Genomic DNA, 21,893 nt, shown 5'->3' with positions numbered 1-21,893 from the left:
TCACCGCCTCTGATCTATACAACCTGCCGGGTCCCGGGCGGGCATGCTCATCGATGCTGCGCCGACAACGCGAACGAGGGATCGTAGAGGTCGGTGGGTGTTCCGGTGATGAGGTCGGCGGCGATCTGCCCGTAGACGGGGGCGAACTTGAAACCACGCCCGGAGAACGCGGTGAGCAGCAGCATCCCGGTGTCGGCGTCGAGATCCACCAGCGGTAGATCGCCGGGAGTACACAGCTCGTGGTGCATCGAGTACTTCACCGGTTCGGGATTGAGGTCGGGAAGGAAGTTCGCGGCCCAACTGCCGATCCGGGTGAGGTCGGCGCGACTGAACTCGGGCACCTCGTCGGGGGAGCCGATGGCGGGCCAGAGGGGCTCGGTCGCGACCTTGATGCTGTACGAGTCGTGGCTGGGGGTGCCGTAGAGGTGTACCCCGTCCTCGTCGCGGATGAAGACCGGGAAGCGCTCCGGGGTGAACATCTGCGGGTGGCGGGGCATGAACCAGGTCAGCGACAGCGGGATGATCGAGAGGAATCCCTTGAGATCCGGGCGCAGGCGGGTCGTCCACGATCCGGTCGCCACGACGACCTTGTCGCAGGCGATCGTGCCGTGATCGGTGATGATCTGCAGACGTCCGCCCGCCTCATCGAAGTCGATCACCTCGGTGTTCGTGAGTACCTGCGCACCATGGGATTTCGCGGTCTCCACGGCGGCCATCACGCTCGCTTCCGGATAGAGGCTGCCGGCGCGGTGATCGAGGACGGCGACGGTGTGGTCGTCGACGCGGTGTTGCGGGTAGCGCGAGCGCAGTGCGGCCGCGTCGAGGATCTCGTGCGGGAGGTCGAACTGTTCGGCCGACGCGATCGACTTGAGCAGTCCGCCGGAGCCCGCGTCGCCGATCTGCAGGGCGCCGCACTCGTCGTAGAGGTGCCGGCCCGAGTCGTGCTCCAACTCGAACCACAGCTCACGCGCGCGGGCGAGCATCGGGACGAAGCGCGGACCCTCGTGCACGGCCGATCGGAACAGGCGTGAATCACCGGCATACGAGCCGCGGGCGTGCCCGATCCCGAATTGTTCGACGCCGATGGTGCGTACGCCTCGTTTGGCCAACTGCCACAGCGCCATTGATCCTGCCGAACCCAGGCCGATGACGACGACGTCGGTCTCCATGATGTGAATGTCCTTCGGGTAGAGGATGACTCAGGCCAGGGCCGGTGAGTCCCAGAGGTTGAGGATGGTGCCGATGCCCTTGGCGACGGCGTTGCGATAGATGACGGTGCCCCAGGCGACATCCTCGACGGGCATCCCGCCGACCGAGAACACGACGATCTCGTCGTCGGAGCGGCGCCCGACGGCGTCGCCTGCGGCGACGGCACCGAGATCCACGAGGTCGTCGGCGGCCATTGCACCGTCATGGATCATGTCCATGAACTTGCATCCGATGATCGGGATGGTGTGGTGCGACGGGTGCCCGGTCTCCTCGGCCCATGCTTCGTAGAGGCGGACGTTGTCGACCACCTTGCGGACATCGGGTGTCTGCATGCCGGCGTCGATGTTGCAGGGGGCGGGCATGCTCAGGAAAGCACCCGGTTTCACGTCCTCGCGGCGGATCGTGGGATAGGTGGCGGGATCGCCGGTGACCCCGGTCGTGCAGAAGGTGACGATGTCGGAATCGTGGACGGCCTCGCCGAGCGTCTCGACCTCCAGAATCGTGGTGATCTGCGGGAATTCGTCGCGCACCCAGGCGGTGAAGGCGTCGATACTGCTCCGGCTGCGGCCCTTGATCTTGAGGGTGTCGATCATCGGGCAGGTGGCGACGAACGCCGACAACGACGTGCGGGCCATCACTCCGGGACCGACGATGCCGACCACCCGCGAGTCCGGGGGCGCCAGGTGGCGCGCGCCGACTCCGGGGACCGCGCCGGTCCGATACGCCGACAACAGGTTCGCCGACATCAGCGCCAGCGGCGCGCCGGTGTCGGTGTCGTTGAGCATGAACATCAGGATCGAGCGCGGTAAGCCCTTGTCGCGGTTGGCGACATTGGAGCCGTACCACTTCATGCCGCTGGTACCGAAGCTGCCGCCGAGGTAGGCGGGCATCGCCATGAACCGGCGGTCGGCGGTGTTGGCGGGCATGCCCTCGAACGGCGACTCGTCGGGGAAGGTGATCATCGCACCGTGTGAGTCGCTGTTGGGGCCGGCCATGCGGTAATCGCCCTTGTGTAGCAACACGAAGGTCTCCTCCATGGCGTCGACGCAGGCGGGCATGTCGGTGACCCCGGCGGCGATCATGTCGGGTTCGGAGAGATAGCGGAAGTCGATCCGGGTGGTCATCGGGCGGTCCTCGGTGGTGATCTGGTGCAGGGCAGGGGGTTTCGACACCATCGGCGTGGTCGCTGTCGTGTTCACGATTGCTGTCTCACTCACGGTGGCGCCCCATCTCGGCGTAGAGCTGCGGTGAGCGTGAGCGGAGCACCAGGGAGGCACCCGCCCCGAGGACCGCGGCGACGAGCAGCAGGGCCGGGAGCAGCCAGACGAGGATTCCGCCCGAACTGATGAGCAGCCCGAAGTTGGCGATGGCGTACCACAGGATCGCGATCAGGGCGATACCGGCCACCAGCGGAGCAACCAAGGTGCGCAACAGGTTCCGTTCGAGGTCGCGGTGGCGCAGGAAGAAGGCGACCACGGCGAACGACGACGCGGCCATCAAGGCGATCACGCCGAGCGTGCCGAGGTTGGTCAGCCAGGTGAACAGTGCCAGCACCGGGTCCTGGCCGGCGAGGGCGAAGATCGCGACCACGATCACCGCGACGGTGGTCTGGGCCACCGACCCGACGTGCGGGCTCTGATGCGTGCGGTGGGTGCGACCGGCCTGCTCGGGCAGCAGTCCCTCGCGTCCGAGCGCATAGGTGTAGCGGGCGACGGCGTTGTGGAAGGCCAGCACCGCGGCGAACACGCTGGTGATGAACAGCAGTCGCATGATGGTGGTGAACCAGGAGCCGATGTAGGAGTTAGAGAGATCGAACAGGAACGTCGTCGGGTCGGCCAGTTTCGCGATGTAGCCGGGGATGTTGCCCACCCCCGCACCGTTGACCATCAGGAACGTGACGGCGGTGTAGACCACGCCGATGGTGATCACGGCGAGGAACGTCGCCCGCGGCACCGTGCGCTTGGGGTCCTTGGCTTCCTCGCTGTAGATGGCGGTGGCCTCGAAACCAACGAAGGACGCGAAGCAGAACAGCAAGGCGATCGGTAGCGAGCCGGACGTGAGGGAGCTCGGCGTGAGCGGGGTGACGCTCAGCGACGTCGTCCCGAAATCGCCGCCCTTGACCGCGATGACGATCGCCAGCACGATCACCACCAGGAACTCCGCGGCCACCAGCACCGAGAGCACCTTCACCGACAGATCGATCTGGCGATAGCCGAGCACCGCGACGATGGCGATGCCGATCAGGACGAACACCCACCAGTCGATGGACACCCCGAATTCGTCGCTGACGAATCCGGTGACCGCGGCGCCGAACAGACCCCACAGGCCGATCTGCATCGCGTTGTAACTGAGCAGCGCGAGATAGGCTGCCGCCCCACCGAATTGCTGGCGCAGACCACGGGTCACGTAGGAGTAGAACGCGCCGGTGCTGGTGTGGTGGCGGGCCATGGTGGTGTAGCCGACGGCGAAGACGAGCAGGGTGAGTACGGCGACGATGTAGGCGCCGGGCACGCCGGGGCCGTTGCCCAGCAGCATGGCCACGGGCGCACCGCCGGCCATCGCGGTCAGCGGTGCCGCGGCGGAGATCACGAAGAACGTGACCCCGAAAACGCCGAGGCTGCCGCGCCGGAGTTGATGTTGTTCTCGGGTGGATGTGGTGGAGGTCGCGGCGGGGCTCGGCGCCGGGTGCTCGGTGGTCATGGGAACTCCAGGGAGATCGGGGTGGGAGAGATCGAAAGGTCAGCCGTGGCAGGGGGAGTCGTCGGTGGCGGCGCTGTCTGAGGTGTCGCAGGAGGATGAGGTGTTGCAGGAGGCACTCGAGGCGGGGACGTCGAGGGTGGGGTTGCGGTCGAAGAAGCCGACCGGTTTGAGGGTGAAGCCGGTGTAGTCGACGGGCATGATGGGCCAGTCCTCCGGGCGCGGATAATGCGTGAGACCGAAGGTGTGCCACACGACGATGTCGGTGTTCTCGACGCTGCGGTCACCGTGCACGAACGCGGGTAGGCCCGAGCCCCCGGGGTGCTGGTTCACCAGATCGCCTGCGGCATAGAGCTCGTCGGCGTCGAACGGTGTCACCCACAGATGTTTGGTGGCGAATGCGGCGCGACGGGCGATCGACGATCCGTCGTCGGCCAGCAGGGTCTGGCGGCCCTCCGGGAGCAACGCATAGGCGACCGGATGGCCGAGTCGGTTCCGCATCCCGGGGTTGGTGACGTGCCAGACCCGGCCGACGGTGTTGTCGGCGTCACGTTGCGCCTCGGATTCGGTGCGCAGCAACGTCTTCGACAGGGTGAAGGCGTTGCCGTGCGGATTGCCGTCTCCCATCGGGACCCGGACGCTCTGCAGTTCCTCGACACTGTTGGCATCGTCGTCGACCATCATGTCGAGCCGGGCGCTGAACAGGTGCTGGTGATACGGAGCGCCGAGTCCGGGGGCGATCTGCGAGGAGTACGGGTACTCGTCGCCGGGGTAGGCGGAGGTGAACACGATTCCCGTTGCCTTGACCTCGAATTGGATCGTCCCGTCGAGGTAGAGGTACCAGAAGAAGCCGTAGTCGTAATTGCCGATGGTGGTGAAGAACGAGATGACCAGACGCCGTTGTCTGCGGGTCTCGTGGGAGCCGGCCCACAGGTCGGTGTGCTTCCAGAGGATGCCGTAATCCTCCTCGTGCATGCACACCGCGTTTCGCAGCGTGTGCGGGGCGCCGCTCTCGTCGGCGATGACCGCATCGAAGTAGGTGATGTCGCCGACGCAGTCGCAACCGAGTTCGAGGGCATTGGCGTAACGCCCGACGAGGTATTCGCCGGTGTCGAAGTAGTTCTGCCACGAACGCACCGGCGACGGATCGCCGTAGGGCACAACCATCTCCGCGATCGACGCGCGGTGGATGATCGGACGCACCCGACCGCCGTCGGTGAAGCCGATCTGATGCAGGACGAGACCTTCGCGGGCGTCGAAACCGACTCGCAGACTCCACTTCTCCCACTCGACGAGGTTTCCGGTGACGGCGAAGCTCGGACCCTGCGGTTGGGTGATGGCGATGGGCTTCTGCGTCGTGCGCAGCGGGCCGGTGACCTCGGGATCGGCGAAGTTGCCGGACTCCTGCGGGATCGGCACCACGCCCAGGTCGAGGATCTGCAGGACCTCTCGTGCCGTGACGTCGACGAAGGCGACCAACCCGTCGATCGGGTGTGCCCACGGGTGGTCGGTGGGCTCGGGCTGCCAGAAGGCCAGTCCCCGCAGGATGCGACGGCCCTCCTCACCCGGATAGTCGAAGACGCCCGCCGAGAGGGGTGCGACGCGGACCTGCGCCACATCGAGGTCGCGGGTGGCGAGCGCTGCCAGCCATCGCTCGTCGGTGGCGAGGACCTCCTCGACGAGCCCGAACTCCTCGTCGAGCACGGGCACCTGACCATCCACGGCGGTGTCGAGTACGCGGTGCGACACCACGTCTCGGTCGGTGACGTCGACAACGGCGTCGAGGGATTCGGACGTGGTGGGGTCGAGCAGCAGCACCCGGAAGCGTCGGTGCGCCGACACGGGCGCGTCGCGGTACAGCTGCGCCTTCGCGGGTTCCACGAGCCCGACATAGGCGAAGCGGCTCGTATCGCTGACGAGTTCGGCCGCCCTCAGGATCGCGGTGACATCGTCGATCTCCGCGGCGGTGGGCATGGACAGGGGATGGTCCACGGTGTCAGGACTGACGGCCATCGGTGTCTCCGTTCAAGATGGTGTGCCGCAACCGGAATCGTTTTTCCTACGGTTGTAGGAAATAGTAGGCACGAGTTGTTTCCGGTGTGTGCGTTTTGTGTTACGTACCCTGTAACGGGCGTGGATCCGGCGCGGGATGCGCCGAACGAGGCGGACGGTGGTGAGGCCACCAGGAGGTGAGGGCGGACGTGCCCAAGGTGGTCGATCACGACGAGCGGCGCCGGGAGATCATCGCCGTGGTGTGGCGGTTGATCGCGTCCCGGGGGATCAGCGCGGTGAGTATGCGCATGATCGCCGAGGAGGCCGGCTACGCGAACGGGGTGCTGGGCTATTACTTCGCGAACAAGGACGAGGTGATCCGGCGGGCCTACGAGCACGTCTCGCTGGCCACCAACGATCGCGTGGCGCGGTTGATGGGCGACGCGCGGGGTCTCGACGCGCTGCGCATCCTGTGTGGCGAGATCATGCCCCGCACCGAGGAGGCCCTGCTCGAGGCGCGGATCGCCACGACGCTGTGGGAGCACGCCATGTATGACCCGGTGATGAAGAAGGTCAACGCCGAGTCGTGGCAGATGTGGCGTACGCAGATGGTCGGGTTTCTCGACCAGGCGGTGTCCGACGGCGAACTGGCGTCGGCGGACACCGCACTGGCCGCCGACACCCTGCTGACCCTGTTGATGGGGATGCAGGTGATGGCCGTGCTCACACCCGAGTCGTTACCGCCCGCCCGGCAGGACGAGATGTTCGAGCGATGGCTCGAGGAGTTGCGCACTGCTGGGTAGGCGGCGGACATGTCAGGCGAACGGGTGGGTGCCGGCACCGAGCGGGCAGGCAGCATCGGTGTCGGTGTCGGCGCGGGTGGTCACACCGACTCCTTGGCACGTGCGGATGTGTTGGCGGGCAGCAGGTTGCGGGCGAAGAAGTCCGCGAGCTCCGCACGGGCGGAGAGCGGGAGAACGTGCGCCACATACTGATCCGGGCGCACCACGACGACGGCTCCGCGGCGGTCGATGCCACGCTCGGCGAAGATGTCGACGTGCGGGTCGGTCGCGTAGACCTTCTCGTAGTCGGTGATCTGGAACGGTCCCACCTTGGGCAGAAAGATCTTCGGCACCGCGTTGAGGTCGACGCGGGTGTGATCGTGCTGGTAGATCACCTTGACGTCGAACACCGAGTCGAGGTCGGCGCCGGCGGGGGTATGACGCACCACCGGTGACTCCGGATCGGTGGCCAGCCAGGTGGCCCAGTCGTCGAGAGCCGACACATCGGGTGCGGCGTTGTTCATGCCGGCGGACGGATCGGCGGCGAACGCGTAGATCCGCCAGCGCCCGTCGGCTCGGTGGTGATGGCCCAGCTGGACCGGATTGGCATCGCCGACGCGGACCACGGGCGCGGATTTGAACCGTTTGCCGATCGGGAAGCCGGTCGCGAGATCCTGGTGGGTGGCGTCGGCGATGATCATCGACGGCGAGTACTGCGTCATGAAACCGGCCGGGAATTCGGCGGTCTTGACGTAGAAGTCCTCCAGCTCCGACGGTGAGTCGAACTCCTCGGGACGTTTGGCCATCATCGACGACCATTCGCGGTCGAAGTCGATCAGGTTCTGCGCAATCACCTGCCGCTCGGCCGAATACGTGCTCAGCAGTTCCTCCGGCGCACGACCGGAGAGCACGTGACCGAGCTTCCAACCGATGTTGAAGCCGTCCTGCATCGAGACGTTCATGCCCTGTCCCGCCTTGGCGCTGTGGGTGTGGCACGCATCGCCGGTGATGAACACCCGCGGGGTGCGGGTGCCGATCTGCTCGACGTCGACGTCGTCAAACCGATCGGTGACCCGGTGACCGACCTCGTAGACACTATGCCAGGCAACGTTTTTCACGTCGAGGGTGTAGGGATGCAGGATCTCGTTGGCCTGTCGGATGATCTCGGTGATGCTCGTCGTGCGAATCCTGCCGTTGTCGTCGGCGGGGACCTCGCCGAGATCGACGTACATGCGGAACAGGAAACCGCCCTCGCGGGGGATGTGCAGGATGGACCCGCCGGAGCCGGACTGGATCGCGCACTTGGTACGGATATCGGGGAAGTCGGTGTCGGCCAGCACATCCATCACACCCCAGGCGTGAAAGGCCTTGTCGCCGTGTGGTGTGCAGCCGATCGCGTCACGCACGCGACTGTGCGCGCCGTCGGAACCGACGACGTACTTCGCGCGCACCGTGCGCGTCTGGCCGTCCTGTTCGCCCGCGGTGTGGCGCAGGGTCACCGTCACCGGGTACTGCTCACCCTGGGTGATCTCGAGGCCGACGAACTCGTAGCCGAAGTCCGGCGTCATCCGGGTCGGCGCGTTGGCCATCGACTCGGCGAAGTAGTCCAGGACTCGGGCCTGATTGACGATCAGGTGTGGGAACTCCGAGATGCCGGCCGCATCGTCGGGGGTGCGCGCGGCGCGCACGATTCGTGACGGATCGTTGGGATCGGGCTTCCAGAACGCCATCTCGGTGATCCGGTAGGCCTCGGCGATGATCGATTCGGCGAAACCGAACGCCTGGAAGGTCTCCACGCTGCGCGCCTGGATGCCGTCGGCCTGCCCGATCGCCAGTCGTCCCGGCCTGCGTTCGACGATGCGGGTGGTGACGTCGGGGAACTGGGCGAGTTGCGCGGCGGTGATCATGCCGGCGGGACCGGTGCCGACGATGAGGACGTCGACCTCATCGGGGAGTTCGTCGGGCCGGTCGAGGCCGGTCCCCGCGGCGGGTTGGACCCGCGGGTCGGTGGACACATAGCCGTGGTGATGGAACTGCATTGTCTAGGCCCTCGCCATTCCTCGGATGGGACTGATGGATTGTTGTGCTTCGTGGTCGGGGCCGAGCGGGATTCCGGTACGGTCCCGAAGCGTCAGTGTGGCAACAAGACTGATGGCGGCCATGATCGCGAGGTAGATGACGATCGAGGTCGTGGTGCCGGTGGCGCGCATGAGTGCCGCGGCGATCGTGGGCGCGAACGCACCACCGATGATGGCGCCGATCGCGTAGGAGATCGAGACGCCGGAGAACCGGATCGACGCCGGGAAGAGCTCGGCGTAGAGGGCGGCCTGGGGGCCGTAGGTGAAGCCGAGGCCGACGGTCAGCAGGGCCAGGCCGCAGAACATCAGCCACACGTTGCCCGTGTCGACGAGCGGGAACAGTGGGAGCAGCGCCGCCAGCAGCAGGACCCAGCCGATCAGGTAGGTGGAGCGGCGGCCGATGCGATCACTGACGCGAGCCCCGATCAGGGTGAACAGCAGCCAGGTGGCCGCCGACCCGGCGACCGCGAGCAGCACCGGACCGCGCGACAGGCCGACCGGACCGTCGGGATTGGTGGCATAACTCTGCAGGTATCCGCCGGTGGTCATGTACCCGACGGCGCTGTTGCCGGCGAAGACGAGTGCGGCGACGAGCACCAGTCCGGCGTGCTTGCGGAACAGCTCGACGATCGGGGTCTTGGTCTCCTCACGGCGTTCGGCGATTTCGAGGAACACCGGACTCTCCTCGACGCGGCGACGGATGAAGTGACCGATGAGGATCAGGACGAACGACAGCAGGAACGGGATGCGCCACCCCCACGTCTCGAAAGAGTCGCCGGGGGCGAGGACGGCCATCAGGGCCATCACTCCGGAGGCCAGCAGCATGCCCAGCGGCACCCCGACCTGCGGGGAGGCGCCGAAGACACCGCGTTTGCGGTCCGGGGCGTGCTCGACGGCCATCAACACCGCACCGCCCCATTCGCCGCCGGCCGAGATGCCCTGCAGGATGCGCAGGGTGATCAGCAGGATCGGTGCCGCGATGCCGATGGCGGCATAGGTGGGCAGAAGCCCGACCAGGGTGGTTGCCACGCCCATCAGGGCCAGGGTCACCATCAGGACCACGCGCCGACCGTAGCGGTCACCGTAGTGTCCGGCCAGGAATGCACCGAGCGGGCGGAACAGGAAGCTGATGCCGACCGTGAGGAACGACAGGATGGTCGCGACCCCGGGGCCTGCGGGCTTGAAGAACAATTCGCCGAAGACCAGGCCCGCGGCCACCGCGTAGACGAAGAAGTCGTACCACTCGACGGTGGTGCCGACGACGGTGGCGAAAACCACTCGGCGACGATCCTTTTCGGTCACCACCACGGCCGGTGATGCGGTTCGGGGAGGGGCGTTCATGGGGGCTCCTTCTCTGGCATTCCCGGTGTTCGGTGAGATGCCCGGTGCGGCAGTCGGTGCGGCGAGGGCCAGGGGGGTCGCCCGCGCGGGGCGTCCTGGTGGCCGGGGCCACGGTCTCGAGTCGCTGCGATCTGGATCACTTGCGCTCTGTGTCTCAGACCATATACGATCTCGTATATCGCTCGCAAGATACGTTTTCATATACGATCCTGCCGACGGAGAGGACATCCGTGACGACCGACCAGCACCAGCCCGCGCACCGGGACGGTTCCGCAGTATCGGGTTCTGCAGTATCGGGTTCCGCGGCATCGGTGGCCGTACCCGCCATCGGCACACCCGGCAAGATCATCGCGGTCCATCTCAGCTACACCTCGCGTGCGCAGCAGCGCGGGCGGCGACCGGCACAGCCGTCGTACTTCTTCAAGCCCTCGAGTTCGGTGGCGGCGACCGGCGGTACCGTCGAGCGACCGCTCGGCACCGAGTTGCTCGCCTTCGAAGGGGAGGTGGCGCTGGTCATCGGAACCCCGGCCCGCCGGGTCGGCCTCGCGCAGGCGTGGGATCACGTCGCCGCCGTCACCGCCGCCAACGACCTCGGACTCTACGACCTGCGGGCGGCCGACAAGGGCTCCAACGTCCGGTCCAAGGGTGGCGACGGATTCACCCCGCTCGGCCCGGACCTCATCGACGCCCGCGCGGTGGACCCGAACGCGATCCGCATTCGTACCTGGGTGAACGGTCGCCTGGCGCAAGATGATTCGACGGCGGGAATGTTCTTCTCGCCGGCCCAGATCGTCGCCGATCTCTCGCAGCATTTCACCCTCGAACGCGGCGATGTGATCCTCACCGGCACCCCGGCCGGCTCCTCGGTCATCGGTCCCGGAGATGTCGTCGAGGTCGAGGTCGACGTTCCCGGCGGGCCGACCTCCGGTCGGCTCGTCACCACAGTGGTGCAGGGCGACAACGGATTCGACGCCGACCTCGGGTCGCTGCCGGCCGTCGACGACACCCAGCGCGCCGAGGCGTGGGGCTCGGCGCAGGCGGCCGGACTACCGGCACCCGCCGGGCCGGTCCTCACCGACGAGTTGCGCGAGAAACTGACGCGAGTGCCGGTCGCCGGTCTGTCCGGACAACTACGCAAGCGCGGCCTCGACAACGTCTCCATCGACGGCGTGCGCGCGCAGACCCGAGGAACCAAGATCGTCGGCACCGCCAAGACCCTGCGCTTCGTGCCCAACCGTGAAGACCTGTTCGACTCCCACGGCGGAGGATACAACGCGCAGAAACAGACCTTCGACGCCGTCGGCCCGGGTGAGGTGATCGTCATCGAGGCGCGCGGCGAGACCGGATCGGGCACCCTCGGTGACATCCTGGCGATCCGCGCGAAAACCCTTGGCGCCGAGGGCATCGTCACCGACGGCGGGGTACGCGACTACGCCGCGGTCGCCGAGATCGGTCTACCGGTGTTCACCGCCGGACCGCATCCGGCGGTCCTCGGCCGCAAGCACGTGCCCTGGGATCACGACCTGACCATCGCGTGCGGCGGTGCCACGATCCAACCCGGCGACATCATCGTCGGTGACGACGACGGCGTGATCGTCATCCCGCCGGCCATCGCCGCCGAGGTCGCCGACGCCGCGCTCGCCCAGGAGGAGCAGGACGCCTGGGTGGCCGAGCAGGTCGCGGCCGGACACCCGGTCGACGGACTGTTCCCGCCCAACGCGCAGTGGAAAGCCCGCTATCTCGAATGGAAGGCGAATCGATGAGTGAGCAACCCGGCCAGGGTAATCCGAGCCGCAGCAAGTCGCAGATCGCCTACCACTGGATCAAGGAGCGCATCGCGCGACAGGAGTACACGCCCGGCTACCGGCTGGTGTTGAGCACCATCGCCAAGAGCCTGGACATGAGCGTGGTACCGGTGCGCGAGGCGATCCGCCAACTCGAGGCCGAGGGCCTGGTCACCTTCGAGACCAACGTCGGCGCCCAGGTGTCGATGGTCGACGACTCGCAGTATCGCGAGAGCATGCAGGCGTTGTCGATCCTGGAGGGTGCGGCCACCGCGCTGGCCGCCCGTCGGCTCAGCGAGGACGATCTGCGCAAGGCGCGCGACATCAACGAGCGCATGATCGAATCGCTTGGTCACTTCGATCCGGGTCTGTTCACCGCGCTGAACCAGGAGTTCCACGCGACCCTGTTCTCCAAGTGCACCAACCCGCGGATGGTCACCCTCGTCGAAGCCGAATGGGCCCGACTCGGGCACCTGCGCGCCTCGACGTTCTCCTTCGTGCCCGGCCGGGCACAGGAGTCGGTCCGTGAACACGAGAACATCGTGCGGCTCATCGAGATCGGTGCGCCGCTCGGCGAGATCGAGAAGGTCGCGCGGCGTCACCGCGCGGCCACCCTCGACGCCTACCTGGTCCACGAACACCCCGACGAAACCCTGGGCCTACCGGCCTTCTAGTTCTTCCCGGTCCATATCCGGACCCCCGACCCCCCGAAACGGAGAAACCATGACGAACACGGTGAGCTCACCGGTGACCGGTCACGTCCCGGCCGATTTGCCCCCGCGCATCCAGCATTACATCGGCGGAGCGTTCGTCGACTCGGTCGACGGCGACACCTTCGATGTCCTCGACCCGGTGTCGAACGAGACCTATGTGCAGGCCGCTGCCGGCAAGAAGGCCGACATCGATCTGGCCGTGGCCGCCGCACGTGCCGCCTTCACCGACGGCCCGTGGCCGACGATGCTGCCGCGCGAACGTGCGCGGGTACTGCACCGGATCGCCGACATCGTCGAATCCCGTGATGCGCGGCTGGCTGAACTGGAGTCCTTCGATTCCGGGCTGCCGATCACCCAGGCCCTCGGTCAGGCCCGCCGCGCCGCGGAGAACTTCCGGTTCTTTGCCGACCTGATCGTCGCCCAGTCCGACGACACCTACAAGGTGCCCGGTAGGCAGATCAACTACGTCAATCGCAAGCCGATCGGCGTCGCCGGTCTGATCACCCCGTGGAACACCCCGTTCATGCTCGAGTCGTGGAAGCTCGGTCCCGCGCTGGCCACCGGAAACACCGTGGTGCTCAAGCCCGCCGAGTTCACACCGCTCTCGGCGTCGTTGTGGGCCGGCATCTTCGAGGAGGCAGGACTGCCGCAGGGCGTGTTCAACCTCGTCAACGGATTGGGTGAGGACGCCGGTGACGCATTGGTGAAACACCCTGAGGTGCCGTTGATCTCGTTCACCGGCGAAAGTCGCACCGGGCAGCTCATCTTCGGCAACGCGGCCCCGTACCTCAAGGGCCTGTCCATGGAACTGGGCGGTAAGAGTCCGGCGGTGGTCTTCGCCGACGCCGACCTCGACGCCGCGATCGACGCCACCATCTTCGGTGTGTTCTCCCTCAACGGTGAGCGCTGCACCGCAGGCAGTCGCATCCTCGTCGAGCGCTCGGTCTACGACGAGTTCGTGGAACGGTATGCGGCACAGGCCAAACGGGTCGTCGTCGGATATCCGCACGAGAAGACCACCGAGGTTGGTGCGCTCGTGCACCCCGAGCACTACGAGAAGGTGATGAGCTACGTCGAACTCGGCAAGTCCGAGGGACGCCTCGTCGCCGGTGGTGGTCGGCCGGAGGGCTTCGACACCGGCAACTTCGTGGCCCCCACCGTGTTCGCCGACGTCGCCCCCGATGCGCGGATCTTCCAGGAGGAGATCTTCGGTCCGGTCGTCGCGATCACCCCATTCGACTCCGACGAGGAAGCTCTCGCGCTGGCCAACGGCGTGAAATACGGTCTGGCCGCCTACATCTGGACCAATGACCTCAAGCGGGCCCACAACTTCTCGCAGGCCGTGGAGGCCGGCATGGTGTGGCTCAACTCGAACAACGTCCGCGATCTGCGCACCCCGTTCGGTGGTGTCAAGGCCTCCGGCCTCGGCCACGAGGGCGGCTACCGCTCGATTGACTTCTACACCGATCAGCAGGCCGTGCACATCACCCTCGGCAAGGTCCACAACCCGACCTTCGGCAAGCAGTAATCCCCACCGCACCAGAAGCTTTCGTTCCCGACCCCTCGATCCGCCAACCCCTCTCGACCCAGGCAAGGACGCCACCCATGACCGCTCGCGAAGAGATGACCCTGACCTCGTCGGGCTACTACGTCTCGCAGGAAGCCCCCATCCGCTCCGACAATCCCGTCTCCACCCCGCAGTCCGCGCCGCCGGACATCCTGCGGTGCGCCTACATGGAGATCGTCGTCACCGACCTGGCCGCATCGCGTCAGTTCTATGTCGACATCCTCGGGCTCTATGTCACCGAGGAGGACGACGAGGCGATCTACCTGCGCTCCACCGAGGAGTTCATCCACCACAACCTCGTGCTCCGCAAGGGTCCGGTGGCCGCGGTGGCCGTCTTCTCCTACCGGGTACGCAGTCCCGAAGACCTCGACAAGGCGGTCGCGTTCTACACCGAGATCGGTTGCCGCGTGGAACGTCGGGCGCAGGGATTCGTCAAGGGCATCGGCGACTCGGTGCGCGTGGAGGATCCGCTCGGGTTCCCGTACGAGTTCTTCTACCAGACCGATCACGTCGAGCGGATGTCGTGGCGCTACGACCTGCACTGTCCGGGCGAGCTGGTGCGTCTGGACCACTTCAACCAGGTCACCCCCGATGTGCCACGCGCGGTCCGCCACTATCAGGATCTGGGCTTCCGGGTCACCGAGGACATCCAGGACGACAAGGGCACCGTGTACGCCGCGTGGATGCGACGCAAGCCGACGGTGCACGACACCGCCGCCACCGGTGGCGACGGACCGCGGATGCATCACGTCGCCTTCGCCACCCACGAGAAGCACAACATCCTGGCGATCTGCGACAAGCTCGGCGGCTTGCGCCGCTCCGACGCGATCGAACGCGGTCCCGGCCGCCACGGTGTGTCGAATGCGTTCTACCTCTACCTGCGCGACCCGGACGGTCATCGGGTGGAGATCTACACCCAGGACTACTACACCGGCGACCCCGACAACCCCGTCGTCACCTGGGATGTCCACGACAACCAGCGCCGCGACTTCTGGGGCAACCCGGTGGTGCCGAGCTGGTACACCGACGCCTCGCTGGTGCTCGACCTCGACGGCAACCCGCAGCCGGTGCTCACCCGCACCGACGACTCGGAGATGGCGGTGACCATCGGCGCCGACGGCTTCTCCTACACCCGCAAGGATGACGAGGGACAGATGCCCGAGTGGAAGCAGGGCGAGTACAAGCTGGGTGCACAGCTCTGATGCTGTCCGCCCAGACGATCACCGAGATCGCCGACGAACTCGCTGCCGCAGAACGGGATCGGACGACGATCCCATTGCTGACCGCACGCCACCCGGAGATGACCGTCGAGGATTCCTATGCGGTGCAGAACGAGTGGCGCCGGCGCGGGATCGCCGCCGGGCGTCGTCCAGTGGGACGCAAGATCGGCCTGACGAGCAAGGTGATGCAGGTCGCCACCGGTATCACCGAACCCGACTACGGCGCGATCTTCGACGACATGGTGTTCGAGAACGGCTCGGTGATCGATCACGGCCGGTTCTCCAACGTCCGTATCGAGGTGGAGTTGGCATTCGTGCTCGGGTCGGCGCTCGACGGCTCGAACGCGACGATCTTCGACGTGCTTCGGGCCACCGAATACGTGGTGCCGGCATTGGAGATCCTCAGCTCCCGCATCGAGATGGCGGGTCGCACCATCGTCGACACCATCAGCGACAACGCCGCCATGGGCGGCATGGTCTACGGCGGAAACCCCATCAAGCCGAACGAGATCGACCTGCGGTGGGTGTCGGCGCTGCTGTATCGCAACGAGACCATCGAGGAGTCCGGTGTGGCCGCCGCCGTGCTCAACCACCCGGCCACCGGCGTGGCGTGGCTCGCCGACAAGCTTGCCGCACATGGGGATCGGCTGGAGGCGGGGGAGATCGTGCTCGCCGGCTCGTTCACCCGTCCGATGTGGGTGCATGCCGGCGACACGGTGCTCGCCGACTACGGCCGGATGGGGACGGTGACATGCCGATTCAGCTGAGGCCGACCATGCGCGAGGCGCTCGACGCCGCCGATCGCGCGCTCTATGGCGGCTGGATCACCATCGGCTCACCGGTGGCCGCCGAGATCATGGCCGGTTCCGGCCTCGACTGGCTGCTGATCGACATGGAACACGCACCCAACGGCCTCGAATCGGTTCTCGCACAGCTGTATGCGGTGTCGGGATATCGGTGTACAACGATGGTGCGGGTACCAGTGGGCGACGCCGTCGTCATCAAACAGGTTCTCGATCTCGGTGCGCAGAACATCCTCGTACCGATGGTCTCCGACGCCGAGCAGGCTCGACAGATCGCCGCCGCCGCACAGTATCCGCCCGTCGGTCGGCGCGGTGTCGGCAGTGCCCTGGCACGGTCGGCCCGGTGGAATCGGGTGCCCGACTACCTCGCCGACGGCGCCGATCACGTGTCGGTGTTCGTGCAGATCGAGAGCATCGAGGCCGTCGAGCACGCCCGAGCGATCGCCGAGACACCGGGTATCGACGGTGTGTTCGTCGGTCCGAGCGATCTCGCGGCGTCGATGGGTCTGCTCGGCGCGCAAACCCATCCCGATGTCGTCGCCGCTGTGCACACGGCGTTCGACGGAGTGCGTGCCGCCGGAAAACCGTTCGGTGTCAACGCCTTCGTCGCCGACCAGGCCCGCGACTACGTCGCTGCGGGCGCGACGTTCGTGCTCGTCGGCGCCGACGCCGCGCTGCTGGCCCGCGGGTCGGAGGCGTTGGCCGCCGACTTCATCGGTGCCGACGAACCGCACCCCGTCAGTTATTGATCCCCAGACAGTTTTTGATTCGATCAGGAAAGAGAATCATCATGAGCACCACCTATGACAGCTTGCTGCACTCCGTCACCGACCCTGCCGGACGCGAGATCCTCGATCCCGCGACCGGTGAGGTCGTCGGCACGGTCGCCTTCGGTTCCGTCGCCGATCTCGATGCCGCCGTGACCCGTGCCCGGGCCGCACAACCGGCATGGGCGGCGCGCTCGGACGACGACCGGAAGGCGTTGCTGCTCAAGGCTGCCGACGCCATCGAGGAGGCCGCCGAGCCCCTCGCCGAACTCCTCTCGCGCGAGCAGGGCAAACCGCTGAACGGTCCCAACGCGCGCTTCGAGGTCGGTGCCTGCTCGGCGTGGCTGCGGGCCACCGCGGCCACCGCACTGCCGGGCGAGACGGTCGTCGACGACGAGGAGACTCACGCCGAATTGCGTTACCGCCCGGTGGGAGTCGTCGGTGCGATCGGCCCGTGGAACTGGCCGATGATGATCACCATCTGGCAGGTCGCCCCGGCCCTGCGGATGGGCAACACCGCCGTCGTCAAACCCTCGGAGTACACGCCGCTGTCGGTGCTCGCCCTGATCGAGGTCCTCAACGGCGTCCTGCCCGCCGACGTGCTCATCCCGGTCGCCGGCGAGGGTGAGGTCGGGGCCAGGCTGTCGTCTCATCCCGACATCGACAAGGTGATGTTCACTGGTTCGACTCGTACCGGTCAGGCGATCATCAAGAGTTCGGCCGACACCGTCAAACGCCTCACCCTCGAACTCGGCGGCAACGACGCCGGTATCGTGCTGCCCGACGTCGACGCGAAAGCCATTGCCCAGGACCTGTTCTGGGGATGTTTCATCAACACCGGCCAGACGTGCGCGGCACTCAAGCGGCTCTACGTGCACGCCGATGTCTACGACGACGTGTGTGCCGCGCTCGTCGAGGTCGCCGGGCAGATGCCGATGGGCCGCGGCCTCGACGAGAACAACGTGCTGGGTCCGCTGCAGAACCGCGCGCAGTTCGACATCGTCGCCCGGCTCGTCGAGGCAGCCAAGGAGTCCGGCGCCAAGGTGCTCACCGGCGGTGACCCCGACACCGACGCCCCCGGCCACTTCTACCCGCTGACCCTGGTCGCCGACATCGACAACGACAATCCGCTGGTGACCGAGGAGCAGTTCGGTCCGGCGCTGCCGATCATCCGCTACACCGACGTCGACGAGGTCGTCGCACTGGCCAACGGCCTCGATGTCGGGCTCGGCGCCTCGGTGTGGAGTGGTGATGCCGATGCCGCGCGAGCGATCGCGGGTCGTCTGGAGGCCGGCACCGTGTGGATCAACGGGCACGGCGGCGTGCACCCGATGATCCCGTTCGGCGGTGTCAAGAAGTCCGGGTACGGATTGGAGTTCGGCGTCGAGGGTCTCAAGGGTGTCTCGGTGCCGCAGGTGATCAACGGCTGAGCGGCGAGCGCCGCCGCATCACCCGGTGGGTGGCCGGGGCGGCGGGGGACCGAAGCGCAACAGCGGGTTGTCGGGATCGGGATAGTTGATCTCGCAATAGGTGATCAGCGGTGCGTGCAGGACCAGTCCGGTGGCCGTCGGACATCGGTGGATGTCGGCCACTCCGGTGATCTGCCGTGTCACCAGCCAGGAGACGAGACCGTCGCAGGGTTGCGGCGACACCAGGGAGCCACGATCCTCGCCGGCGTCGTAGCAGCTGCCGACGTGCAGGTTCGGTGCCAGACAGATCGGGGCGTAACCGTATGAGGTGTCGTGGAACAGGAACCGTCCGTGCACCGAGACCGAGCGCATCTCGTAGCGTGCGAATCCGCTGACATCTTTCCCGGGGTCGGGGCAGGCCATCTGGGCCTGGCCGATCGCCGGGACCGCCGGTCGGACCGCCACGACGTAGGTGGCCGCGGGGGTCGAACAGTGCACCGCGGTGTGTCTGCCGTAGCCGCCACCGGGGTGCAGCAGCGACATCTCCGGCCGGTCATGGGTGCCGACACAGTCGCCGACCCCGACGTCGTCCCAGCCGACACCGTCACCGCGTGTCTGCAGCCACGCGTAACCGGCCAGCGCCGCCGCGACGAACACCAGGGTCAGCGCGATCGGGCGACGCCATCGTGACCTGCCGGCCGTCCTCGGTGTCCGCATCACCATCCCCCATTCCGGCGACACGGGTCGGCGAACTCGGAGGTCGGGCGTCGTCGGTTCTCGACATCGTAGAGGTGGTCTGTCCCGGCCTGCGGCGATGTAGCACGATGTAGGCGCGACGAGAGGAGATCGGCCCGGTGAGCGCACCCGCCCGTGTCGGGCACCCGATGGTGGTGTGGACGGTCGCGGTGACCGTCTACTTCATCGCCGTTCTGCATCGGTCGTCGATGGCGGTCGCCGGTCTGCTCGCCGCCGACCGTTTTCACATCTCGGCGTCGGCGTTGTCGACGTTCGTGGTGTTGCAGTTGCTGGTGTACGCGCTGATGCAGATCCCGGTCGGGCTCCTCGTCGACCGGTTCGGCCCGCGCCGGGTGCTGCTCACCGGCACCCTGATCCTGACGCTGGCGCAACTGAGTTTCGCCTTCGCCGACACCTACGTGTGGGCGCTCGGCTCTCGGTTCTTCGTCGGGGTCGGCGACGCCATGACCTTCGTGTGCGTGCTGAGGTTGGTCACCTCGTGGTTCCCGGTGCGGCGCATCCCGCTGATGACGCAGTTGACCGGAGTACTCGGCCAACTCGGCGCGGTGGCGGCCGCGGTCCCGATGACCTGGGCGCTGTCGAATCTCGGGTGGACGCACGCCTATTTGGTGACCGCCGCCTGCGGAGCGGCGCTGCTGGTGATCGCGGCGATCGTGGTGCGCGACTCCCCGCAGGCGCGCACCACCTCCGGGCCATTGCTCGGGTTCGCCGGTATCCGTGCCACCCTCGCCGCGGCCTGGGGTCATCCGGGTACCCGGCTGGGATTCTGGATGCACTTCTCCACGCAATTCAGTGCCACCGTCCTCGGATTACTCTGGGGATTCCCGTTTTTCGTCGAGGGCGAGGGGCAGGGCGCGGGCGCGGCGGGCACCCTGCTGACGATCATGGTGTGCTCGATCATCGGCTTCGGACCGATCTTCGCCGCGCTGATCACGCGGCATCCCTGGCACCGGTCGACCCTGGTGCTGAGCGTCGTCGGCGCCATCGCCGGCATGTGGACGATTGTGCTCGCCTGGCCCGGTTCTGCGCCGTTCTGGCTGCTGATGCTGCTGGTCATCGTGTGCGGCATGGGTGGTCCGGCGTCGATGATCGGCTTCGATCTCGGCCGCACCTCCAATCCCGTCTCACGCGTCGGCAGCGCGACCGGGATCATCAACCAGGGCGGCTTCTTCGCGAGCCTGCTGCTGATGGCGATGATCGGCATCATCCTCGACTGGCGCACCCCCGACGGCGCGTCCGGCTATCCGCCCGAGGCGTTCAAAGCGGCGATGTCGGCGCAGTACCTGCTGTGGGGCGTCGGCGCCCTGCAGATCTGGCGATACCGTCGCAAGGGTCGGGCGCATCTGCTGCGCGAGGATCCGGTGGTGTGGTCGGAGCAATCCGGGCGGCCGCTGCCGGAGGCGTGAGGCGGGTCGCGCCCTCCCGACCGACACCGCGACGGACACCGACACATCTGCACCGACGGGAATCGCCCCGCGGACGTGGTGTCCGCGGGGCGATCTCGTGTTCAATGCCGGCCGTGGGGGTCATCGGCCGGTGCGACTCATTTCAGTTCGGCGCTGCTCTTCCCGAGCACCCGGCGGGCGATGATGAGTTGCTGGATCTGCTGGGTGCCCTCGAAGATGTCAAGGATCTTCGAGTCGCGGGCCCACTTCTCGAGCAGCAGGCGTTCGGAATAGCCCGGCGTACCGGCCAATTCGACGGCCTTGTTGGTGACGTCGGTACCCGTGCGGCCGGCCTTGGCCTTGGCCATCGAGGCCTCCAGCGAGTTGGGCTGCTTGTTGTCGGCCATCCAGCACGCCCGCATGGTCAGCAGATACGCTGCCTCCCAATCGGATTCCATTCGGATGAATTCGGCTGCGGCGGCATGCTGATCGGCGGCGGGACGATCGTAATCGATCTCGATGCCCGCGTCTTCGAGGATGCGACGCAGCTCTTCGAGTGCGGCCCGCGCCACCCCGACGGCCATTCCCGCGACGAGGGGCCGCGTGTTGTCGAAGGTCTGCATGACCCCGCCGAAGCCCTTCTTGGTGTCGACCTCGGGGCTGCCGAGCAGGTTCTCCTTGGGGATGCGGCAGTTCTCGAACCGGATCACCGCGGTGTCGGAGACGCGGATGCCCAGCTTGTGCTCCAACCGGACCACCTCGACACCGGGATGTTCGCGCGGCACCACGAAGCTCTTGATCGCGGCGCGGCCGAGGCTCTTGTCGACGGTCGCCCACACCACGATGTGGCTCGCGCGTGAGCCCGCGGTGACGAAGATCTTCTCGCCGTTGATGACGTACTCGTCGCCGTCGAGGGTGGCGGTGGTGGTGACTGCGGCCGAGTCCGAGCCGAAGCTGGGCTCGGTGATGGCCATCGCCGCCCACACCTTGCCGAAGCGCTCGAGCTGCTCGTCGGTCGCGACCGCGGCGATCGCCGAATTGCCCAGTCCCTGATAGGGAATCGACAACATGAGGCCGACGTCGCCCCAGGAGGTCTCCATCACGTTGACCACCGACTGCATGTTGCCGCCGTTGACCACGACGCCCTCGGGACGCTCCTTGCCCTTGTCCTTGCTCCGGCCGGCATCGGCGCCTGCACCGGCCTGGCCGGTCTCGGCCAGACCGTCGTACAGGCTCGCCAGGGTGTCGAGCTCGACCGGGTAATCATGTTCGCGCAGATCGTATTTGCGTGAGATGGGCCGGAAGATCTCCGCCGCGGCCTGATGGGCCTGATCGATGGTGACGCCGAGCTTCTTCGGCAGTTCCAGATTGATGCTCATGACTGTGTCCT

The 21,893-nt window shown here is 66.9% G+C and carries 17 protein-coding genes; 9 read left to right on the top strand and 8 right to left on the bottom strand.

Annotation, left to right across the window (positions count from 1 at the left end; all coding sequences use genetic code 11):
• Positions 1-47 precede the first annotated feature (47 nt).
• From solA to AC5ZH6_RS18035, 4 genes are read right to left on the bottom strand one after another with little or no spacing between them, the layout of a single operon-like run.
• Positions 48-1,169 (bottom strand): N-methyl-L-tryptophan oxidase, encoded by a 1,122-nt coding sequence (gene solA, locus AC5ZH6_RS18050; protein ID WP_006372898.1) that lies wholly within the window; start codon positions 1,167-1,169, stop codon positions 48-50.
• Positions 1,170-1,199: 30 nt separating this feature from the next.
• Complete coding sequence (locus AC5ZH6_RS18045) at positions 1,200-2,384, bottom strand: ornithine cyclodeaminase family protein (protein ID WP_006372897.1); 1,185 nt, start codon at positions 2,382-2,384, stop codon at positions 1,200-1,202.
• Between the two features lie 34 nt (positions 2,385-2,418).
• A complete protein-coding gene (locus AC5ZH6_RS18040) occupies positions 2,419-3,909 on the bottom strand; it encodes an APC family permease (RefSeq protein WP_006372896.1) in 1,491 nt (496 codons plus the stop codon).
• Positions 3,910-3,948: 39 nt separating this feature from the next.
• Positions 3,949-5,919: a primary-amine oxidase gene (locus AC5ZH6_RS18035; RefSeq protein WP_006372895.1), complete on the bottom strand. Its 1,971-nt coding sequence runs from the start codon at positions 5,917-5,919 to the stop codon at positions 3,949-3,951.
• A 188-nt stretch (positions 5,920-6,107) separates the two neighbouring features.
• Between AC5ZH6_RS18035 and AC5ZH6_RS18030 the strand changes: the two genes are divergently transcribed.
• Positions 6,108-6,701 carry a TetR/AcrR family transcriptional regulator gene (locus tag AC5ZH6_RS18030; protein WP_006372894.1) on the top strand — a complete coding sequence of 198 codons (594 nt, stop codon included), beginning with the start codon at positions 6,108-6,110 and terminating at the stop codon, positions 6,699-6,701.
• Positions 6,702-6,781: 80 nt separating this feature from the next.
• Here the strand turns inward: AC5ZH6_RS18030 and AC5ZH6_RS18025 are convergent, their stop codons facing one another.
• The gene (locus AC5ZH6_RS18025; RefSeq protein WP_006372893.1) at positions 6,782-8,719 is read right to left on the bottom strand and encodes an FAD-binding monooxygenase; all 1,938 of its coding nucleotides are present in this window, start codon (positions 8,717-8,719) and stop codon (positions 6,782-6,784) included.
• 3 nt (positions 8,720-8,722) lie between these two features.
• A complete protein-coding gene (locus AC5ZH6_RS18020; protein WP_006372892.1) occupies positions 8,723-10,036 on the bottom strand; it encodes an MFS transporter in 1,314 nt (437 codons plus the stop codon).
• A 374-nt stretch (positions 10,037-10,410) separates the two neighbouring features.
• Between AC5ZH6_RS18020 and AC5ZH6_RS18015 the strand changes: the two genes are divergently transcribed.
• The 7 genes from AC5ZH6_RS18015 to AC5ZH6_RS17985 all read left to right on the top strand — a co-directional run bounded on the left by AC5ZH6_RS18015 (position 10,411) and on the right by AC5ZH6_RS17985 (position 18,383).
• Entirely contained in the window at positions 10,411-11,862 is a 1,452-nt protein-coding gene (locus AC5ZH6_RS18015) for a fumarylacetoacetate hydrolase family protein (RefSeq protein ID WP_035728898.1), read from the top strand.
• Positions 11,859-12,557 (top strand): GntR family transcriptional regulator, encoded by a 699-nt coding sequence (locus tag AC5ZH6_RS18010; protein ID WP_006372890.1) that lies wholly within the window; start codon positions 11,859-11,861, stop codon positions 12,555-12,557. Before AC5ZH6_RS18015 ends, AC5ZH6_RS18010 begins: the two co-directional genes overlap by 4 nt.
• 49 nt (positions 12,558-12,606) lie before the next feature.
• Positions 12,607-14,124 (top strand): 5-carboxymethyl-2-hydroxymuconate semialdehyde dehydrogenase, encoded by a 1,518-nt coding sequence (gene hpaE, locus AC5ZH6_RS18005; RefSeq protein WP_168436291.1) that lies wholly within the window; start codon positions 12,607-12,609, stop codon positions 14,122-14,124.
• A 77-nt stretch (positions 14,125-14,201) separates the two neighbouring features.
• Complete coding sequence (hpaD, locus tag AC5ZH6_RS18000) at positions 14,202-15,365, top strand: 3,4-dihydroxyphenylacetate 2,3-dioxygenase (protein ID WP_006372888.1); 1,164 nt, start codon at positions 14,202-14,204, stop codon at positions 15,363-15,365.
• Entirely contained in the window at positions 15,365-16,150 is a 786-nt protein-coding gene (hpaH, locus tag AC5ZH6_RS17995; RefSeq protein WP_006372887.1) for a 2-oxo-hept-4-ene-1,7-dioate hydratase, read from the top strand. Before hpaD ends, hpaH begins: the two co-directional genes overlap by 1 nt.
• A complete protein-coding gene (locus tag AC5ZH6_RS17990) occupies positions 16,135-16,935 on the top strand; it encodes an HpcH/HpaI aldolase family protein (protein WP_035728892.1) in 801 nt (266 codons plus the stop codon). Before hpaH ends, AC5ZH6_RS17990 begins: the two co-directional genes overlap by 16 nt.
• Positions 16,936-16,976: 41 nt before the next feature.
• Positions 16,977-18,383 (top strand): aldehyde dehydrogenase family protein, encoded by a 1,407-nt coding sequence (locus AC5ZH6_RS17985; protein WP_006372885.1) that lies wholly within the window; start codon positions 16,977-16,979, stop codon positions 18,381-18,383.
• An 18-nt stretch (positions 18,384-18,401) separates the two neighbouring features.
• Here AC5ZH6_RS17985 and AC5ZH6_RS17980 read toward each other — a convergent pair whose 3' ends face one another.
• A complete protein-coding gene (locus tag AC5ZH6_RS17980) occupies positions 18,402-19,079 on the bottom strand; it encodes a hypothetical protein (protein ID WP_133092113.1) in 678 nt (225 codons plus the stop codon).
• Between the two features lie 137 nt (positions 19,080-19,216).
• On the opposite strand from AC5ZH6_RS17980, the gene AC5ZH6_RS17975 reads away from it, so the two are divergent.
• The gene (locus tag AC5ZH6_RS17975) at positions 19,217-20,524 is read left to right on the top strand and encodes an MFS transporter (RefSeq protein WP_205741422.1); all 1,308 of its coding nucleotides are present in this window, start codon (positions 19,217-19,219) and stop codon (positions 20,522-20,524) included.
• 137 nt (positions 20,525-20,661) lie between these two features.
• Here the strand turns inward: AC5ZH6_RS17975 and AC5ZH6_RS17970 are convergent, their stop codons facing one another.
• A complete protein-coding gene (locus tag AC5ZH6_RS17970; protein WP_006372883.1) occupies positions 20,662-21,882 on the bottom strand; it encodes an acyl-CoA dehydrogenase family protein in 1,221 nt (406 codons plus the stop codon).
• Between the last annotated feature and the right edge of the window lie 11 nt (positions 21,883-21,893).

It is taken from the genome of Gordonia sp. YC-XJ4 (genome assembly GCF_059511865.1).
This window is presented reverse-complemented; position numbering and strand designations above follow the sequence as displayed.

What these genes read in the sequence shown, in the direction of transcription:
- AC5ZH6_RS18025 (WP_006372893.1), bottom strand. Translation starts at nt 8,719, where the DNA reads ATGCAGTTCCATCACCACGGCTATGTGTCCACCGACCCGCGGGTCCAA.
- AC5ZH6_RS18010 (WP_006372890.1), top strand. Translation starts at nt 11,859, where the DNA reads ATGAGTGAGCAACCCGGCCAGGGTAATCCGAGCCGCAGCAAGTCGCAG.
- hpaD (WP_006372888.1), top strand. Translation starts at nt 14,202, where the DNA reads ATGACCGCTCGCGAAGAGATGACCCTGACCTCGTCGGGCTACTACGTC.
- AC5ZH6_RS18045 (WP_006372897.1), bottom strand. Translation starts at nt 2,384, where the DNA reads ATGGTGTCGAAACCCCCTGCCCTGCACCAGATCACCACCGAGGACCGC.
- solA (WP_006372898.1), bottom strand. Translation starts at nt 1,169, where the DNA reads ATGGAGACCGACGTCGTCGTCATCGGCCTGGGTTCGGCAGGATCAATG.
- hpaE (WP_168436291.1), top strand. Translation starts at nt 12,607, where the DNA reads ATGACGAACACGGTGAGCTCACCGGTGACCGGTCACGTCCCGGCCGAT.
- AC5ZH6_RS18035 (WP_006372895.1), bottom strand. Translation starts at nt 5,919, where the DNA reads ATGGCCGTCAGTCCTGACACCGTGGACCATCCCCTGTCCATGCCCACC.
- AC5ZH6_RS17985 (WP_006372885.1), top strand. Translation starts at nt 16,977, where the DNA reads ATGAGCACCACCTATGACAGCTTGCTGCACTCCGTCACCGACCCTGCC.
- AC5ZH6_RS17990 (WP_035728892.1), top strand. Translation starts at nt 16,135, where the DNA reads ATGCCGATTCAGCTGAGGCCGACCATGCGCGAGGCGCTCGACGCCGCC.
- AC5ZH6_RS17970 (WP_006372883.1), bottom strand. Translation starts at nt 21,882, where the DNA reads ATGAGCATCAATCTGGAACTGCCGAAGAAGCTCGGCGTCACCATCGAT.
- AC5ZH6_RS18040 (WP_006372896.1), bottom strand. Translation starts at nt 3,909, where the DNA reads ATGACCACCGAGCACCCGGCGCCGAGCCCCGCCGCGACCTCCACCACA.
- hpaH (WP_006372887.1), top strand. Translation starts at nt 15,365, where the DNA reads ATGCTGTCCGCCCAGACGATCACCGAGATCGCCGACGAACTCGCTGCC.
- AC5ZH6_RS17980 (WP_133092113.1), bottom strand. Translation starts at nt 19,079, where the DNA reads ATGCGGACACCGAGGACGGCCGGCAGGTCACGATGGCGTCGCCCGATC.